This window comes from Methylonatrum kenyense (assembly GCF_023195885.1).
Taxonomy (GTDB): domain Bacteria; phylum Pseudomonadota; class Gammaproteobacteria; order Nitrococcales; family Aquisalimonadaceae; genus Methylonatrum; species Methylonatrum kenyense.
Map to the genome: position 1 here is coordinate 139,860 of NZ_JALPKO010000007.1, position 15,457 is coordinate 155,316.

Here is a 15,457-nt window from a genome sequence, read left to right on the forward strand (position 1 = left end):
CCTTCCCCGAGGCGATTCCCCGAGTCTACCTGATGCGGCCGGCGAGGCGGGTGCGCCGCTACAGCCTGTGTGGCCGTGCCAGATACTCCGTGGACTGCATTTCCTCAAGGCGGCTGCGGGTCCGCTCGTATTCGAACCGCAGGCGTGCCCCCTGGTACAACGCCTGCGGCGAGGCATCGGCGCTGATGATCAGCTTGACGTTACGGTCGTAGAACTCGTCCACCATGCTGATAAAGCGACGGGTATCGTTCTCGCGCTGGGCGGTCAGCACCGGCACATCGGATAGCAGCACCGTGTGGAATTCGCGGGCAATCTCGATGTAATCCTGGGCACTGCGGGGGCCGTCCACCAATGTCTTGAAATCGAACCAGATCACGTCCTCGGCGATGCCGAGGGCCGGGATCGACCGGCCATTGACATCGATCTGCACATTGCGCTTCGGCTCGGCAGCCATCCCCAGGCGCTCGAACTCCTCGGCCAGGCGGGCACTGGTCTCGGCGTTGACCGGCGTATGCCAGGTTTCCGCCTGCTCGAGATAACGCAACCGGTAATCGGTGGCGCTGTCCAGGTGCAGCACACGGGTGTGCTTGTCCAGCAGATCGATTACCGGCAGGAACTGTTCGCGTTGCAGGCCATCCTTGTACAGGTCCTTCGGTTCGACATTGGATGTTGCCACCAGCGTGATGCCGCGCCGGAACAGGGCCGCCAGCAGGCGGCCAAGCATCATCGCATCGGTGATGTCACTGACGAAGAACTCGTCAAAACACAGCACACGAACACGCGCCGCAAAGCGTTCGGCCACGACCTCCAGCGGGTCCGGTGTGTCCGGCAGCACCTTCAGGTCCGCATGCACCATCTGCATGAACCGGTGAAAGTGGAGTCGCTGCTTGTGCTCGAATGGCAGGCTCTCGAAGAAAGTATCCATCAGGTAGGTCTTGCCGCGACCCACGCCGCCCCAGAGGTACAGGCCCTGCACCCCCTCTCTGGGTTGCTTGCGTCCGAGCAGGCCACGCAGCCAGCCCCCGGAATCCGGAGTTGGCTGTTGCACGAGTCGCTGATGTAGATCGTCGAGCACCTCCACGGCCAGGGCCTGGGCGGGATCGTCGATGAAATCCGGGCGTTGTAGATCTACCTGGTAGCGTTCCTTCGGTGTCATTGTCCCTTCGCATCTGTTGCACCGCCGCAGAATGTAGCACAGCACCCCCGTGTCACGGCGGAACGGGGCGGGAAACGCATTGGCGCAAACCGCTTCCGCCGTGGCAACCTTCTGCCGGTCGGTCTGTCGGATCACAGACCGCAACCATCGGCAAATGCCAATTGCCTGCCGGGCTTGTGCGCTGACCGGCGAGGCTGTCGTCAAGCGGACAGGCGCAGGCTGTCTCGCGCCAACCCCAGGTGCAACAGGAGAGGACCTTGGAACTACTGGCAGATTTCGGCCTGTTTCTGGCCAAGACCCTGACGCTGCTCGGCGTCATGCTGATTCTGATCGCTGCAGTTGCGGCCGTCGCCAGCCGCGGCAAGTCGCAACAACGGGATCGGTTGACGGTCAGGAAGCTCAACGACCGCATGCGGGCCATGGAGAGCACGCTGGCGCACGCGTTTCTCGATCGCCGCGGCCGTCGGCAACTTCGCCGTCGCAAGAAGGAGGAAAAGAAACGGCTCGCAGCCGAAGCAGCGGAAAGGCCACGAATCTTCGTGCTGCGGTTCCACGGCGACCTGCGCGCCAGTTACACGGACAATCTGCGGGAGGAAGTCTCGGCGATCCTGACCCAGGCGCGACCGGAAAAGGACCGCGTGGTTGCCTGCGTCGAGAGCGCCGGCGGCCTGGTACACAGCTATGGCCTCGCGGCGGCGCAACTCGCCCGCCTGCGTGACCGCAATATCGACCTGACCGTCGCGGTCGACCGCGTTGCCGCCAGCGGCGGTTATCTGATGGCCGCGGTGGGGAACCGCATCGTTGCCTCACCCTTCGCAATCCTGGGATCAATCGGCGTGGTCGCGCAGATGCCGAACTTCAATCGCCTGCTGCGACGACACGACGTGGATTACGAGTTGATCACCGCCGGCGAACATAAACGCACGCTGACGCTGTTCGGCGAGAACACCGACGAGGGCCGTCAGAAATTGCGGCAGGAACTGGAAGACATCCACCGCCTGTTCAAGGCCTATGTGCACAAGTATCGCAGCTCACTGGACCTGGACCGGGTCGCGACCGGTGAGCACTGGTTCGGCAGCCAGGCGCTGGAACTGGGCCTTGCGGACAGCCTGCAGACCAGTGATGACCTGTTACTGGAACTGGGTCGCGACCATGACCTGTTCGAGGTTCGCTTCCAGCGCAAGGAACCGTTCAGCCGGCGGCTCAGCCTGGCCATCGAGAACACGCTGGAACGCCTGATGCGGCGCTGAGGCCGACGAATCCACGGCGCGCGGCCGCCGGTGGCTACTCGCCCCGGCGCAGCAGGAAGTGGAACACATCATCCTCCTGCCAATGGCGGACCATGCTGTGCGCCGTCTTCTCGGTGAAGGCCAGGAAATCGATCTCCGCATGGGGGTCGGTCGCCAGCACCCACAAGGTCTGCCCCGGTTGCAGGCGGTTCAGCGCCCGTTTGGTCTGCAGGATCGGCAGCGGGCAATTCAGCCCACGGGCATCCAGCTCTTCGTCAAACCCGGTTTCCTGATCGGTCATCTCGTTCATGGCGCCAGTATACCGCGCGTCTCCGGGGTCTCGACCAACGCGCAGGCGCGGGAATTAATCAGTGTTTCCTTATTCGGTATAATGCGCCGCAAATTCATTGCCGAGGAGATCTCTGCACCCATGCAGGACGACAAGAAGCAACATGACGCGGTGGATCCGCGTTCCTTTACCGACAAGCGCATTCTCGAAGAACACAGCCGCGAGGAAGTCGAGCGCTGGCGCAAGGAGGCGCACGAACGGCATCGGCAGTGGATGTCCGTCATGCAAAACAGCTACGGCAAGGACTGACCGGTCCCTCAAACAAGCCACAGTCGGCCCATACGGACCGCTGGCGCGGCACCGGGAATCAGGTCCCGCAACTGCCAGCCTACCGCCAGGGCGCACAGCAGCATGCCCATCAGGCTCGCGAAAAGGTGTGCGGCGCGCCCCGTCCGAAAACACAGCGCCGGCCCCAGCCCCTGGTAAAGCAGCCAGGCAGCCCAGGCCAGCAGGCCGGTACTGAGCCATACTCCCAGGGGTAGTGCAGAGGTCATACGCGCCGCCGCCAGCGGAACCATCGCGACGGCGACGGCGGCCATCGCCGCATCGAGATCGGCGCGGCCGTCGAAGGCGTCGGCCAGCAGACTGGCAACCAGCGCCAGGGCGAACGCGGCGGCCAGACTGGTTAGCGCCATGTACATTGCCCAGCGGTGCAAGACGGGCCAGCCCTGCTCGGGAATATCGGGCGGGAACATCTGTAGCAACTGAACCTGCACGGTGACCGAGAGCAGGATCAATGGCAGGACCAGCAGCAACAGGCTCCACCACCACCGCGGCGGCCGCTGGCTCCATATCAGTCCGGCATCGGCGGGGCGGTAAAGGCCTTGAACAAACGTCTGCCACGGCATACAGGTACCCAGGCCTCATCATCGGTAACAAGCTGTGCGCACACAGCTTACGGAACACGAGGGAGAACACCAGTGAACACGTATCTTTCCCGATTGACCCGCCGAAGCCGCGCACCACGGCTCGCCGGGCTGCTGCTCGGCGCGGTGATGCTGGCGGCCTGCGGCAGCGGCGACGAACCGGAGCTGGTCAGCGCCACCGGCGGCTACGAAATCTGGGCACTGGATCAGGGCACCCACATTGCCTACATCTACGACTCCGGTCTGCAGGAGGTCGGGCAGATCGACCTGGGTTCCCACGGCGCCGAAGTGCCACACATGATCGAGTTCAATTCCAATCACCGCTATGCGGTGGTGGCCAATGTTGCCAGTGGCAACGTGGCCGTGATTCGTACCGCCGACCGCGAGGTGATCGAGGTCATCGAAACCGGGCCGCGCACCCACATGGCAAGCTTCAGCCATGACGACAGCCGCATCCTGGTGGACGTGATTGGTGATGCGGACACCTATCGGGACGGCAAGCTGGTCGAAATCCGCGCCGATCTCGACAGCGAGACCTTCGAGATCGAACGCGAACTGGTGATCGCCGACGACCCGATGTTCCAGGACAACGAGGACCGCTTCGAGGACGTGGCCGCGATCTGCCACTATCACAACGCCGATCACAGCCAGGCCTACGTTTCACTGGGCCCGGATCTGGACAATGGCGGTTTGCTGGTGGTCAACACCGATGACCTGACCATCGAGAAGCTCTGGGGCCCGGAGGACCTACGGGTCAACTGCGGCACCATGCTAACCCCGGACGGCCGGCATATGCTGGTCAACGGCGGCGGCCATGAGGTCGGCATCTGGTACGCCATCGACACGGAAACCCTGGAAGTCGTACACGAAGCCAGCAGCGAGGGCATCGATGCCCACGGCGTACGTAATCTGCCGAACGGCGAGGAAATCTGGATGGTGAACCGCGGCACCTCGGACGGCATCGTCATCGACGCCGAGACGCTGGAGGTCATCGACACCATTCCGGATACCGGCATGACACCGGATATCCTCGATTTCTCGCCGGATTCACGCTTTGCCTTTGTCACCCTGCGCGGCCCGAATCCGGTGTCGATGCCGCACATGGCCAAGGGTGACACGCCGGGCTTCAGCGTCATCGATGTGGAGAGTCGCGAGCTGATCGGCCTGGTTATGCCCGACGAGGACAACGAGGCCAGCGACTTCCACGGCATCGGCGTGCGCGTGCTGGACGAGTAATTAAAGGCGATTCAACGCTGGCAGGCGGGGCAGTAGTAGCTGGCCCGTTGGGCAATGACGCGCTGGCGGATTGCGGTATTGCATGTCGGGCAGGGCTCGGTGGCACGGCCGTAGACGCGCAGTTGCTGACGGAAGTAGCCGGGCTGGCCCCCGACGCCAACGAAATCCCGCAGCGTGGTGCCGCCGGCGGCTATCGCCGATTCGAGCACCTGGCGGATGGCCAGGGCGAGCCGACGATAGCGGGGCAGACTGATGCGGCCGGCGGCGCGCACCGGGTTGATGCCCGCCAGGAACAACGCCTCGCTAGCGTAGATGTTGCCGACACCCACGACAATGCGGCCATCCATGACAAAGCCTTTCACGGTGCCGCGACGGCCGCGGCTGCGCCGGAACAGTAACTCGCCGTTGAACGCCGCATCCAGTGGCTCCGGCCCCAGATGAGCCAGCAAGGGGTGCGGGGGGGCATCCAGGGGCAACCAGTGCAGGCTGCCAAAGCGGCGTGGATCGGTGTAACGCAGGCAGGCACCACTCTCCAATAGCAGATCCACGTGGTCATGCCGCTGCGGCGGGGGCACCGGCGGCGGGACGACCTGCAGACTGCCGGACATGCCCAGATGCAGCAGCAGGCTACCGGCATCAGTGCGGAAAAGCAGGTACTTGGCACGCCGGTCGACGGTGCGGATGCACTGGCCGGCAAGGACCTCGCCGAGCCTGTCCGGCACTGGCCAACGCAGGCGCGACTCACGCACCACGACGCGCTCGACCCGCGCGCCTGCCACATGGGGCAGGATCCCGCGCCGCGTGGTCTCGACCTCGGGTAGCTCGGGCACGAATCAGCCCCCGTTACCGATCGGCTCGGCAGCCATCGATTCCGGGTCGCCCCGCAACAGGTAGTCCAGCGTGCCGCCGTCAAACACATAAGCCAGGCCACGCCGGTCATCCACCAGCCGGCGCTCACCGTCCTCCTCGTCCAGACGCAGCACACGGCTCGAACCGTCATCCAGCAGCAAGCGGACGTCGGCGCCATCAGGTTCCTGTCGGCGCACCTCTCGCACCACCAGGGCGGAGACGTTACGCCAGTCGGTGGCGATGTCGCTTGCCGGCACGGCAATGTCGGGCTCCGCCTGCCACTCATCCTGCTCCAGTTGCAGCCGGTAGTGAGGCGTCTCGACCGCCTTCAGCGAGCGGCCGGATGGCAGCAGCCGGCGGTCGATCAGGTTCCACCAGGCCCCTTCCAGCAACGGCATGATGCGGTCGGCGATCAACAGTACCCGATCATCCACCTGCACGTAACGCAGGCCGTCCACCGCATCGGTATCGCCGAACAACACCACTCGGTCATTCAACTGCAAACGCACCCTGGGTGGATCCAGGCCCAGCCGCTCCGGTTCGACATCTGCCAGCGCATAATCGGCCTGCGGTTGCGCCCGTGCCACGTTGAGCATCTGTCGGATGTGGAAATCGTTGGCGGAGACTTCCGAGGGCGCCTGCAGCCACCACTCGCCGTGCTGCCGGCGAAGTTGCACGGTTTCGGTATTGGGCCGCTGGATCAGCACCCGGTCGATGGCGTCGGGATTCAGACCGGAAAGCAGTTGTCGGTCCGCGGCGCCGCGGTCGAGCACCAGCCAGGCCGCCAGCGCGACAACACCGGCAAGCAACAACAGCAGCCACGGCCAGCGCGTTCGCATCAGGCGCGCCTGCGTCGCCACCAGAGGGCCAGCGCCATCAGCAGGCAGACCGCCGGCGCGGCCAGCAGCACACCGCCACCGAGAATCAGCAGGCCGCGATCACTGTATTGCAACCGCTGATCGCGGGCCGCCGGCCCATGCATGGCGTCGCTGGGGTCGCCCAGCGCCAGCCACTCCACCAGATTCAGGCCCAGTTGCAGATTGACGCCGTTACCCAGGTAAGCGTTGGACAGGAAATCGGCATCGCCGATCACCGCGATTCGCTGTTCACGGCCATCGCCGGCGACATCATCACGGCTCAACCCGAGGCCGACCGCCAGCGGACCAGGCCGGTCGCCGGCCTCCTCGTCCAGCACCGGCGCGTCCAGATCACTGGTTTCGCTCCAGTGGCGATCTGCAGTCAGCAGCAGGGGGGAGACCTGCCAGTCCTGCTCCATCCTCGGCTCTAGGCCCCTGGCGCTGAGAAACAGGGATACGCCGTCCAGGCCTTCCAGCACCGGGTGCGAGGGGTAGTCTCCGAGTACCAGCAGGCGGGGGTTATCGACCCCGAGCAATTCCTCGGCACGTGGTTCGACGACGATACCAGGCACGAAATCGAGATCGAGCTTTTCGGCAAGAAACGCCAACCGGGTCTCGTCCTCGGCATCCACCAGCCAGAGCAGATGGCCACCCTGCTCGACATGCTCCCGCACCATGGCCTCGGTCTGCGGCAACCAGTCGCTGCGCGGCCCGGACAGAAGCAGCAGTGCCGGCTCTTCCGGCATGGTGTCGCCAGGTGCCAGTGCGGTCAGGTTGAAGCCCTGCTGCTTCAGGTAATCGCCAAAACCACCCAGATCATGGTTGGCGTTGCCCTCGAGATTACGCTCGCCGTGCCCGCGAAGATAGACGATGGGTCGTTGCTCGGTGCGATGCAGGCGCTGCAGGGCCGCGCTGATCCGCGGTTCGCTCGGCACCCGGATGCGCTCCTGCCGTCCCTTGTACTCGACGATCAATTCGCCGCTGCCTTCGATCTGGAAATCCCGCACCAGGTCCGGACGCGCATCCGGATTGACCTGCCGATAGCGCAAGTCCGGCTTGTGGGTCTGATAGCGCGCGACCAGCGAAGCCATGTGGTCCGCCAGCATGTCATCCGGTTGCACGAAGCCGAGCATCTCCACCGGGCCATCCAGTCGCTGCAGCAGGCGCACGCTGTGCTCTGACAGTTCTGCGCTGCGCAGCGTCGATACCTGGGTCGAGGCCTCATACCGCAGGCTTGCCCAGGCCAGCAGTCCGAGCAGCGCCAGGAAGGCCACCGCGAACAGGGCGGCCTGTAAACGCATGAGCCAGCGGGTGCGTTGGTTGATCTGCATGGACCGGGGTTATCGCTGCAAGCGCAGACTGTCGAGCTGGCGGATCGTGAATGCGACGAAGGCCAGCACCAGCAGCGCGAAGTAAATGATGTCGGAGGAACGAATCAGGCCCTGCACCAGTGGCTCGTAGTGACTGAGCAGGGCCAGATAATCGGCGACCGCGTCCTCACCACCCGCCACTGCCTCGACGCCGGCATTCAGGCCCATCAGTGCGACCGCGATGGCGACGGTCAGGGCGGCAGCGGTGGCCGGCTGGGCGGTGAGGCTGGAGGCGAACAGAGCGATGGCCGCCAGCACGCTGACAAGCAGCAGCACCCCGAGATTGGCGCTGAGAAGCCTTGCAGTATCCAGCTCGGTGCCGAACGCCAGCGTCCACGGCAGCAACAGCCATGGCAGCGCCAGCAGGGCCAGACAACCAAGGGCCGCGAGGTACTTGCCGACGGTTAGCTGGGTCATGCTGATGGGCGAGGACAGCAGGAGCTGCAGACTGCCCGAGCGCCGCTCGTCGGCCAGCAAACGCATGGCCAGCATGGCCGCGCCGAGCAGCAGTGCGCCGAGCAGCAGCACGCTGCCGTAGAACGGCAGGACCACAAGGTCATTAACCCCCATCGGACTGTTCACACGCACCACCAGGGGCTCGTAGTGGCTCCGGTACTGTTCGATCAGCAGCAGATACCACCAGGCGGCAAAGACCTGAATCAGGCCCAGCAACAGCCAGAAAGCCGGCCCCCGGCCGATCAGCCGCAATTCCCGCCAGGCCAGTCGCAGCGCCATCATGCGGCGGCCTCTCCCGCCGTCAGGGACAGGAAAACCTGTTCCAGGGTCCGCCGGCAGCGGCCGAATTCCCGGGGCTGCCAGCCCGCCGACACAGCAGCAGCCAGGACGCCGTCCAGCGCCTCGGAATCGTCGGCAAGCAGCAGTTCGAACAAACCGGATTCCAGCTGTTTCACCGACCGGACCCCGGCAAGGACCTGCAGCGCGTCAGGCGCCGGCGGGGTCTGCAGCCGCAGTTGATAGCGCCACTGCGAATCGTCATCCGTGGGCGTGCCCGAGTAGACCTGGCGGCCGTCATGCAGAATCACCACGTTATCGCACAGCGCCTGCACCTCGGGCAGGATATGCGAGGAGAAGATCACCGCATGCTCCTGGCGCAGGTCATTGATCAGGCGCCGGATCTCCACCACCTGCCGCGGATCGAGCCCCACGGTCGGCTCATCCAGTACCACCAGGGCCGGGTCATGGACAATCGCCTGGGCAATGCCGACCCGTTGCTGGTAGCCCTTCGACAGGTGACGGATCAGGCGCCCGGCAACGTCTTCCAGCCCACACCGGTCCAGCGCGCGGGCGACCGCCTCGCGCTTCCGGACAGCCGGGACGCGCCTCAGCATTGCGGCGAAGGCGAGGAACTCACCGACGCTGGTGTCCTGCGTCAGCGGCGGGATCTCCGGCAGATAACCCAGCGACCGTCTGGCCAGCGCCGGCTGCTCAATCAGATCAAGCCCGGCGATATGTATGCTGCCCCGAGTGGGCGCCAGGGTGCCGCAGATCATGCGCAGCGTGGTGGTCTTGCCGGCGCCATTGAGTCCCAGCAGGCCAAGTACCTCGCCACGCGCGACATGCAGATTGACATCAGCCACCGCCAGCCGGGAACCGAAATGGCGCCCCAGCCCGTCGACATGCAGTAAGGCCTCGCTGGATGTCATGCAGTCACGGGTCCCGGCGATCGAGAGGGACCACGACGATAGAGCCGAAGGGGGCCAGGAATCAATCGTCGATGATCGAATGGCGGACAGAAAAAAGCCCGCAACGGCGTGACCGGTGCGGGCTCGCGATTCATGCCTGTGGCGCCTTACTTGATCTTGGCTTCCTTGTACATCACGTGCTTGCGAACAACCGGATCGTACTTCTTGAACTCGAGCTTGTTCGGCGTATTCCGCTTGTTCTTGTTCGTGGTGTAGAAGTGGCCGGTGCCGGCACTGGAAACGAGCTTGATCTTGTCACGCATGCTTCACCTCAGACTCGTTCGCCGCGGGCACGCAGATCGGACAGCACGCTGTCGATGCCCAGCTTGTCAATGATGCGCAGGCCCTTGTTGGAAACCCGCAGACGCACCCAGCGGTTTTCGCTTTCCACCCAGAACCGATGGTAATGGATGTTCGGCAGAAAACGCCGCCGGGTCTTGTTGTTCGCGTGGGATACGTTGTTCCCGGTGGTCGGGCGCTTACCCGTGATCTGGCATACCTTGGACATTGGTACCCGACTCCTGCTTGACCTGATTCTTGGAGGTCACCGCTGACTGGCGATGTCTCAGAAAGAGCGGTGTTATACCAGCATGAGCGAGGCCTTTCAAGAACGAGCCCCGGGTGGCTTGCCAGACCCTTTGAAAACGCCACGCGCCGCCATCATTTCTCAGACAAAGTCGGGGCCGCCGGAACCTGCGGCCCATGCAGTGCAACTGACAGAGCAGAATTACCGGCCACCGAGGTGTCAAACGCTCGGTGCGCCCAGGGAGAATCGATGGAATACAAGGACTATTACAAGACCTTGGGGGTTGGCCGCGACGCCGACAAGGACGCGATCAAGCGCGCCTACCGGCGTCTTGCGCGCAAGTATCACCCCGATGTGAGCAAGGAGGCGGATGCCGAGACTCGGTTCAAGGAGATCGGCGAGGCCTACGAGGTGCTGTCGGATCCGGAGAAACGCCAGGCTTACGACCAGCTCGGTGCCAATTGGCGCCAGGGTCAGGATTTCCGGCCGCCACCGGGCTGGCAGCAGCAGTATACCGCCGGTGGCAACGGTTTCGGTGGCTTCGAAGGCGGTGCCGAGTTCAGCGACTTTTTCGAAAGCCTGTTCGGCGACGCAGGCCCATTCGGCCATGGCGGCTTCCGCGCCCGGGGCCGGCGACCGCCAGCCCGTGGCAACGACCACCGCGCCGAGATCCAGGTCAGCCTGAACGAAGCCTATTCCGGCGTCAGCCGCACACTGAACCTCAGCGATGGCCGTGGCGGATCGCGCAAGCTGCGGGTGAAAATCCCGGCCGGCGTCACCGATGGACAGACCATTCGCCTGACCGGTCAGGGGGGGCGTGGCCCGGGCGGCGCCGGTGACCTGCTGCTGACGGTCGGCATTGCACCACACCCGACGCTGCGGCTCGACGGACGCGATGTTCACCTGGAATTGCCGATCACCCCGTGGGAGGCCGCCCTCGGCGCCCAGCTCAAGGTGCCGACCCTGGGCGGCTGGGTGGATATGCGCATACCGGCAGGTTCGCAGAGCGGGCAACGCCTGCGACTCAAGGGCAAGGGCCTGCCCGGCAAGCCGCCCGGTTCGCAACTGATCACGCTGAAGCTGGTGACACCGCCAGCGGATACCGACAAGGCGCGCAAGCTCTACGAACAGATGCGCCGCGAACTACCGATGAACCCACGAGAGACTTTGACTCTATAGGGAAACGCTGATTGATTCCCTACAACCGAGGAGATGCCAACGATGAATCGACTGTCCACCTGGCTGGCCATTCTCAGCCTGCTGGCACCACTGAGCCTTCCGGCCCAGTTGCCAGACGCCGTCGACGGAGAACCCCTGCCGTCCCTGGCACCGATGCTCGAACGCACCACCCCGGCCGTGGTCAATATCGCCACCACCGGCCGGGTCCAGCTACGCGAAAACCCGCTGTTCCAGGACCCCTTCTTCCAGCGCTTCTTCGACATGCCCGAGCGGCCGCGGGAGCGCGCCACCCAGAGCCTCGGCTCCGGTGTGATCATCGATGCCGAACGCGGCCACATCCTGACCAATCACCATGTGATCGCCCGGGCCGACGAGATCCGCGTCACGCTAGCCGATGGCCGCGAACTGTCCGCCAGTGTGGTCGGCAGCGACCCCGACACCGATGTGGCGGTGATCCGGGTCGAGGGAAATGACCTGCAGGCGATCCCGATGGCGGACTCAGACGAACTCCGTGTCGGCGATTTCGTGGTCGCCATAGGCAACCCCTTCGGCCTGGGCCAGACGGTGACCTCCGGCATTGTCAGTGCCCTCGGCCGTTCCGGACTGGATCTTGGCAGCTACCAGGATTTCATCCAGACCGATGCCTCGATCAATCCGGGCAATTCGGGTGGCGCACTGGTCAACCTGCGCGGCGAACTGGTCGGCATCAACACCGCGATCCTGTCACCGGCAGGCGGCAACATCGGGATCGGCTTTGCGATCCCGGTGAACATGGCCACCTCGATCATGCAGCAGCTGGTCGATCATGGTGAGGTCAGCCGGGGCCAGCTTGGCGTCAGCATCCAGGACCTGACGCCCCAGCTTGCCCGGGCCTTCGGTCTGGACCGGGACCGCGGCGTGGTCGTGACCCAGGTGATGCCTGGCTCTCCGGCTGAACGCGCCGGCCTGCAGACCGGCGACGTGATCCGTGAGGTCAATGGCCGCAGCGTCCAGAGCAGTGGCGAACTGCGCAACGCGATCGGCCTGCTGCGCAGCGGTGACAACGCCGAGTTACGCGTCTACAGGGACGGCCGTACACTTACCGTGAACGCGGAGATCGGCGCGGTGGAACGGGCCTCACTGGATGGTGGCAGCCTCTCGCCGCGGCTTGAGGGCGCGACCTTCGGACTGGTGGAAAGCCCCGATCCACGCAGTGACGGTCAGCGCATTGGCGTAACCGAGCTGCGCGACGGCAGTCCGGCGCAACGCGCCGGACTGCGGCGCGGTGACGTCATCCTGTCCGTGAACCGGCAGCCTGTTGCCAGTCTCACCGAACTCCGTCAGCACAGTGAGGAAGCGAGGGAATTGCTGTTGCATATTCAGCGCGGAAGGGGAGCGTTGTTCCTATTGCTCCGGTAAGTCAGACCAGGCCGGCGGAAGCCGGCCCTTTCAGTTTTCAGTTTTCAGTTTTCAGTTTTCAGTTTTCAGTTTTCAGTTTTCAGAAAATCATACGGCTTTATCTGCGCACCTCGATGGACCCGCATGCCTTCTGAACACTGAAAACTGAAGCCTGAAAACTTCTTTCTATTTATCTCAACGAAAACTGGACCGGGAGCGTGATTTCCATCCGGTCCTGGGGCAGGTCATCCGGGATGCCTGGAAGCGGTGCCGCGCGACGGAGTAGATCCTCGACCTCGTCGTCCAGCAGGCGGTGTCCGGACGACTCGGTGATCTGCACATTGCTCACCTGACCCTCACGGTCGACGGTGAAACGCACCGTCACAGTGCCCTGCTGGCGTCGCTGCCGCGCTTGGCGGGGATAATCCTTGGCGCGGTCGAGGTAGGCCCGCAATGCGTCGCCGTACCCAGCCTCCACTTCCGGGTCACCCTGCAGCTGATCCACATCGCTGGGCATGTCTTCCGGCTCTGGCTCCGGTGCATCCGGTTGCCCCAGTTGTTCCTGTGGTTCGGGTTCGGGCTCCGGCTCCGGTTCCGGTGACGGCTCGGGCTCGGGCTCGGGCTCGGGCTCGGGCTCGGGCTCGGGCTCGGGCTCGGGCTCGGGCTCGGGCTCGGGCTCGGGCTCAAAAGTCTCGACGACCTCCGGCTCTGGTTCAGGTTCAGGTTCAGGTTCTGGTTCTGGTTCTGGTTCCGGCTCAGGTTCCGGTTCAGGCTCTGGCTCTGGTTCGGGTTCCGTCTCGATTTCTTCGACCTCGTCGATGGTATCAATGTCTTCAACATCCTCGACGTCGTCGACCTCCTCCACCGTCTCGTCCAGATCCACCGGTTCGATATCCGGTAGCCCCTCGGTTGCGGTCAGGCGGATCTCCATACCTGCCGCCGGCATGACCTCCGGCTCGTCCCGTTCATACAGCCAGATCAGGGCCACCATGCCGTGCAGGGCCAGCGCGAAGACCAGCGTGATCAGCCAGTGATGAAGGCGGACGCTGTGCATTACGACTCCGGCGTGGTCAGGAGCATGATGCTTTCAGCGCCGGCCTCGCGCAGAACATCCATCAGATCAAGCAGCAACCTGGACGGCACCGCGCTGTCAGCCTTGAGCGTCAGCACCGGCGGCTCCTCGTCCTGTAGCCGCGCGGACACCACATCGGCGAGGTCCGCGAAGGCAATCTCCTCGCCCTCGAAGGCCAGATCCCCGTCGGCGGACAGCAGGATCAAACCTTCCTCGGGATCATCCTCCATGCGTGCCTCGCGGGTTTCCGGCGGATCCACGTCGAAGGCATCAGGCGGGCTCAGGGTTCCGGCCAGCATGAAGAAGATCAGCAGCAGGAACACGATATTGATCAGCGGGATGACATTCTCGCCGAACTCGCGGCGCTCGGGCTCCGGCAGACGCATCAGCGGGACTCCCTGTTCAACGTCACCCGCGTTCCGCCGACGGCATTAAGGGTCTCCACGACACGCACCACGTGCTGCAGGGCGGCGTCATCCTGGGGCCGGACAACCACCGAGTGATCCGGATCATCGGCGAAGATCGCCGAAAACCGATCGCGAAGTTCGGTCACCGAGGTCGCCTCGCCATCGACTTCAAGCTGGCCATCGTCCAGCACGCGGACGACCGTGGATCGCAAATCCGCCTCCGTTGCCCGTCCATCACCGGGCACGGACAGGCTGATGGACTGCCAGTCCAGGAAACTCGACGCCAACATGAAGAAGATGAGCAGGATGAACACCACATCGATCAGTGGTGTGAGCCCGATCAAGTGGCGACGACGACGCTTTTCCGGCTCAACGTGCATCCGCGGTGCGCTGCCCGCTCAGGGCTGGCGAAAGCTGTTCCGACGGGGATTCGGCAAATGCAGCCGGAGTAACGTCCGCGCTGGGAGCGCGCGTGAAGACCTGGGTGACCGCATCTTCCATGATGTGCTTGAACCGCTCGATCCGGCGCTCAAGCCAGGTCAGCATGGCTACCGCCGGAATCGCCACCGCCAGCCCGACGGCCGTGGTCAGCAGAGCCTCCCAGATGCCACCCGAAAGCAATGCCGGATCAACCCGGCTGCCGGCGGCCTCCAACTGGCGGAAGGCCTCGATCATGCCAAGCACGGTGCCGAGCAGCCCGAGTAGCGGACTCAGGGCACCGATCACCTCCAAACCGCGCAGGTGACTGCGCAGGTTTTCCAGATGCCGGGAGGCAATTCGTGTGGTTTCCTCACGGGCAAGCTCATTGCTGTAGCCCGGCGTGTGCTTGCCGGCAATGGCGACATCCATGACATGGGCGACCGGACTACGGTTGGCCGCCAGCATCTCGCGGGCCTGGCGAACGCGGCCGCTGGCTTCGAGTTCCAGGACAGGATCAACGAAACGGGTATCCGACACCTTGAGGCTGGCGAACTGCCAGAGTTTCAGCAGCACGATGGCGACACCGATGATCGACATCGCCATCAACAGCATCACCACCGGGCCGCCCAGATCGAACAGCACAGCGAGGCGGCTTATCCAGGCGCCGTTGACTGCGTTTTCCACCACTTGATCCATATCCTGTCCCCGTTTGCCGCCGCCTCGATGCGGATGCAGATAATCCGTCAGCCAGACTCGATACGACCCGGCATGGTATGAACCGCAAGGTAACCGAGGCTAGTGCGGATGCGAATCATTTGCAATTCGAAATCCGGCTTGTTACCGAAAAAAGGACAATTTCCC

General features: G+C 64.1%; 19 protein-coding genes. 5 read left to right on the plus strand and 14 right to left on the minus strand.

Translation table 11 applies throughout. The features are described from left to right. Positions 1-58: 58 nt before the first annotated feature. On the minus strand, positions 59-1,156 hold the full coding sequence (gene zapE / locus M0534_RS10015; protein ID WP_248568285.1) for a cell division protein ZapE: 1,098 nt from the start codon (positions 1,154-1,156) through the stop codon (positions 59-61). A gap of 257 nt (positions 1,157-1,413) precedes the next feature. Between zapE and sohB the strand changes: the two genes are divergently transcribed. Further along, on the plus strand, positions 1,414-2,406 hold the full coding sequence (gene sohB / locus M0534_RS10020) for a protease SohB (RefSeq protein WP_248568286.1): 993 nt from the start codon (positions 1,414-1,416) through the stop codon (positions 2,404-2,406). Positions 2,407-2,440: 34 nt separating this feature from the next. Here the strand turns inward: sohB and M0534_RS10025 are convergent, their stop codons facing one another. Next, on the minus strand, positions 2,441-2,695 hold the full coding sequence (locus tag M0534_RS10025; RefSeq protein WP_428348711.1) for a sulfurtransferase TusA family protein: 255 nt from the start codon (positions 2,693-2,695) through the stop codon (positions 2,441-2,443). A 120-nt stretch (positions 2,696-2,815) separates the two neighbouring features. On the opposite strand from M0534_RS10025, the gene M0534_RS10030 reads away from it, so the two are divergent. After that, the gene (locus M0534_RS10030) at positions 2,816-2,983 is read left to right on the plus strand and encodes a hypothetical protein (protein WP_248568287.1); all 168 of its coding nucleotides are present in this window, start codon (positions 2,816-2,818) and stop codon (positions 2,981-2,983) included. A gap of 8 nt (positions 2,984-2,991) precedes the next feature. Here the strand turns inward: M0534_RS10030 and M0534_RS10035 are convergent, their stop codons facing one another. Further along, positions 2,992-3,582 carry a YIP1 family protein gene (locus tag M0534_RS10035; protein ID WP_248568288.1) on the minus strand — a complete coding sequence of 197 codons (591 nt, stop codon included), beginning with the start codon at positions 3,580-3,582 and terminating at the stop codon, positions 2,992-2,994. A gap of 72 nt (positions 3,583-3,654) precedes the next feature. Between M0534_RS10035 and M0534_RS10040 the strand changes: the two genes are divergently transcribed. Further along, positions 3,655-4,836, plus strand: coding sequence for a YncE family protein (locus M0534_RS10040; protein ID WP_248568289.1), 1,182 nt, complete (start codon positions 3,655-3,657; stop codon positions 4,834-4,836). Positions 4,837-4,847: 11 nt separating this feature from the next. On the opposite strand, the gene mutM is transcribed toward M0534_RS10040, so the two are convergent. From mutM to rpmB, 7 genes are all read right to left on the minus strand, one after another. Continuing rightward, complete coding sequence (mutM, locus tag M0534_RS10045) at positions 4,848-5,666, minus strand: bifunctional DNA-formamidopyrimidine glycosylase/DNA-(apurinic or apyrimidinic site) lyase (RefSeq protein WP_248568290.1); 819 nt, start codon at positions 5,664-5,666, stop codon at positions 4,848-4,850. A 3-nt stretch (positions 5,667-5,669) separates the two neighbouring features. Then, positions 5,670-6,524: a DUF4340 domain-containing protein gene (locus M0534_RS10050; protein WP_248568291.1), complete on the minus strand. Its 855-nt coding sequence runs from the start codon at positions 6,522-6,524 to the stop codon at positions 5,670-5,672. Then, entirely contained in the window at positions 6,524-7,873 is a 1,350-nt protein-coding gene (locus M0534_RS10055; RefSeq protein WP_248568292.1) for a GldG family protein, read from the minus strand. The genes M0534_RS10050 and M0534_RS10055 overlap by 1 nt, the downstream gene beginning before the upstream one ends. 9 nt (positions 7,874-7,882) lie before the next feature. After that, complete coding sequence (locus tag M0534_RS10060) at positions 7,883-8,650, minus strand: ABC transporter permease subunit (protein WP_248568293.1); 768 nt, start codon at positions 8,648-8,650, stop codon at positions 7,883-7,885. After that, positions 8,647-9,576, minus strand: a complete 930-nt coding sequence (locus M0534_RS10065; RefSeq protein WP_248568294.1) for an ABC transporter ATP-binding protein — start codon at positions 9,574-9,576, stop codon at positions 8,647-8,649. Before M0534_RS10065 ends, M0534_RS10060 begins: the two co-directional genes overlap by 4 nt. Positions 9,577-9,722: 146 nt before the next feature. After that, positions 9,723-9,878, minus strand: coding sequence for a 50S ribosomal protein L33 (gene rpmG, locus M0534_RS10070; protein ID WP_248568295.1), 156 nt, complete (start codon positions 9,876-9,878; stop codon positions 9,723-9,725). Positions 9,879-9,886: 8 nt separating this feature from the next. Next, entirely contained in the window at positions 9,887-10,123 is a 237-nt protein-coding gene (rpmB, locus tag M0534_RS10075) for a 50S ribosomal protein L28 (RefSeq protein WP_248568296.1), read from the minus strand. A 267-nt stretch (positions 10,124-10,390) separates the two neighbouring features. On the opposite strand from rpmB, the gene M0534_RS10080 reads away from it, so the two are divergent. Beyond that, positions 10,391-11,320 (plus strand): DnaJ C-terminal domain-containing protein, encoded by a 930-nt coding sequence (locus M0534_RS10080; RefSeq protein WP_248568297.1) that lies wholly within the window; start codon positions 10,391-10,393, stop codon positions 11,318-11,320. A gap of 42 nt (positions 11,321-11,362) precedes the next feature. Next, complete coding sequence (locus M0534_RS10085) at positions 11,363-12,718, plus strand: DegQ family serine endoprotease (RefSeq protein WP_248568298.1); 1,356 nt, start codon at positions 11,363-11,365, stop codon at positions 12,716-12,718. A 169-nt stretch (positions 12,719-12,887) separates the two neighbouring features. On the opposite strand, the gene M0534_RS10090 is transcribed toward M0534_RS10085, so the two are convergent. From M0534_RS10090 to M0534_RS10105, 4 genes are read right to left on the minus strand one after another with little or no spacing between them, the layout of a single operon-like run. Beyond that, complete coding sequence (locus tag M0534_RS10090) at positions 12,888-13,751, minus strand: energy transducer TonB family protein (RefSeq protein WP_248568299.1); 864 nt, start codon at positions 13,749-13,751, stop codon at positions 12,888-12,890. Then, positions 13,751-14,155, minus strand: coding sequence for an ExbD/TolR family protein (locus M0534_RS10095; protein ID WP_248568300.1), 405 nt, complete (start codon positions 14,153-14,155; stop codon positions 13,751-13,753). The genes M0534_RS10090 and M0534_RS10095 overlap by 1 nt, the downstream gene beginning before the upstream one ends. Beyond that, the gene (locus M0534_RS10100; RefSeq protein ID WP_248568301.1) at positions 14,155-14,556 is read right to left on the minus strand and encodes an ExbD/TolR family protein; all 402 of its coding nucleotides are present in this window, start codon (positions 14,554-14,556) and stop codon (positions 14,155-14,157) included. The genes M0534_RS10095 and M0534_RS10100 overlap by 1 nt, the downstream gene beginning before the upstream one ends. Next, the gene (locus M0534_RS10105) at positions 14,546-15,292 is read right to left on the minus strand and encodes a MotA/TolQ/ExbB proton channel family protein (RefSeq protein WP_248568302.1); all 747 of its coding nucleotides are present in this window, start codon (positions 15,290-15,292) and stop codon (positions 14,546-14,548) included. Before M0534_RS10105 ends, M0534_RS10100 begins: the two co-directional genes overlap by 11 nt. Positions 15,293-15,457 lie beyond the last annotated feature (165 nt).

What these genes read in the sequence shown, in the direction of transcription:
- zapE (WP_248568285.1), bottom strand. Translation starts at nt 1,156, where the DNA reads ATGACACCGAAGGAACGCTACCAGGTAGATCTACAACGCCCGGATTTC.
- M0534_RS10025 (WP_428348711.1), bottom strand. Translation starts at nt 2,695, where the DNA reads ATGAACGAGATGACCGATCAGGAAACCGGGTTTGACGAAGAGCTGGAT.
- M0534_RS10030 (WP_248568287.1), top strand. Translation starts at nt 2,816, where the DNA reads ATGCAGGACGACAAGAAGCAACATGACGCGGTGGATCCGCGTTCCTTT.
- M0534_RS10035 (WP_248568288.1), bottom strand. Translation starts at nt 3,582, where the DNA reads ATGCCGTGGCAGACGTTTGTTCAAGGCCTTTACCGCCCCGCCGATGCC.
- M0534_RS10050 (WP_248568291.1), bottom strand. Translation starts at nt 6,524, where the DNA reads ATGCGAACGCGCTGGCCGTGGCTGCTGTTGTTGCTTGCCGGTGTTGTC.
- M0534_RS10055 (WP_248568292.1), bottom strand. Translation starts at nt 7,873, where the DNA reads ATGCAGATCAACCAACGCACCCGCTGGCTCATGCGTTTACAGGCCGCC.
- M0534_RS10060 (WP_248568293.1), bottom strand. Translation starts at nt 8,650, where the DNA reads ATGATGGCGCTGCGACTGGCCTGGCGGGAATTGCGGCTGATCGGCCGG.
- M0534_RS10065 (WP_248568294.1), bottom strand. Translation starts at nt 9,576, where the DNA reads ATGACATCCAGCGAGGCCTTACTGCATGTCGACGGGCTGGGGCGCCAT.
- rpmG (WP_248568295.1), bottom strand. Translation starts at nt 9,878, where the DNA reads ATGCGTGACAAGATCAAGCTCGTTTCCAGTGCCGGCACCGGCCACTTC.
- rpmB (WP_248568296.1), bottom strand. Translation starts at nt 10,123, where the DNA reads ATGTCCAAGGTATGCCAGATCACGGGTAAGCGCCCGACCACCGGGAAC.
- M0534_RS10080 (WP_248568297.1), top strand. Translation starts at nt 10,391, where the DNA reads ATGGAATACAAGGACTATTACAAGACCTTGGGGGTTGGCCGCGACGCC.
- M0534_RS10085 (WP_248568298.1), top strand. Translation starts at nt 11,363, where the DNA reads ATGAATCGACTGTCCACCTGGCTGGCCATTCTCAGCCTGCTGGCACCA.
- M0534_RS10090 (WP_248568299.1), bottom strand. Translation starts at nt 13,751, where the DNA reads ATGCACAGCGTCCGCCTTCATCACTGGCTGATCACGCTGGTCTTCGCG.
- M0534_RS10095 (WP_248568300.1), bottom strand. Translation starts at nt 14,155, where the DNA reads ATGCGTCTGCCGGAGCCCGAGCGCCGCGAGTTCGGCGAGAATGTCATC.
- M0534_RS10100 (WP_248568301.1), bottom strand. Translation starts at nt 14,556, where the DNA reads ATGCACGTTGAGCCGGAAAAGCGTCGTCGTCGCCACTTGATCGGGCTC.
- M0534_RS10105 (WP_248568302.1), bottom strand. Translation starts at nt 15,292, where the DNA reads ATGGATCAAGTGGTGGAAAACGCAGTCAACGGCGCCTGGATAAGCCGC.